This window comes from Pseudomonas meliae (assembly GCF_001400515.1).
In the GTDB taxonomy this organism is placed as follows: domain Bacteria; phylum Pseudomonadota; class Gammaproteobacteria; order Pseudomonadales; family Pseudomonadaceae; genus Aquipseudomonas; species Aquipseudomonas amygdali.
The window spans coordinates 5093-5475 of the sequence record NZ_LJQT01000375.1; the positions used below are offsets into that span (position 1 = coordinate 5093).

1 protein-coding gene is annotated in these 383 nt (G+C 65.5%); it reads right to left on the reverse strand.

Annotated elements, in window-relative coordinates:
• A partial coding sequence (locus ALO64_RS25280; protein WP_157058670.1) for a pyridoxal-phosphate dependent enzyme occupies positions 1 to 383 on the reverse strand: 383 nt, incomplete at both ends.

Here is a 383-nt window from a genome sequence, read left to right on the forward strand (position 1 = left end):
CCGACCTGGCTCAGCACCACGCGCTCCCCGGCGGCCATCGCCGCTTGCAGGCAGTTGGAGTCGTCCGGCTCGACGCCGATCACCTTGATCTCCGGGCGCAGGTATTTCACATACGCTGCGATACCGGCGATCAGACCGCCGCCCCCGACCGGAACAAAGATCGCATCCAGCTGCCCCGGCTGCTGACGAAGAATCTCCATCGCCACGGTGCCTTGCCCGGCAATCGTATCGGGGTCGTCATACGGGTGGATGTAGACGAAACCCTGTTCGTCGACCAGTTTCAGCGAATAGGCCAGCGCCTCGGGGAAGGAGTCGCCGTGCAGCACCACCGTGGCGCCCCGTGAGCGCACGCCTTCGACCTTGATTTCCGGGGTGGTGCGCGG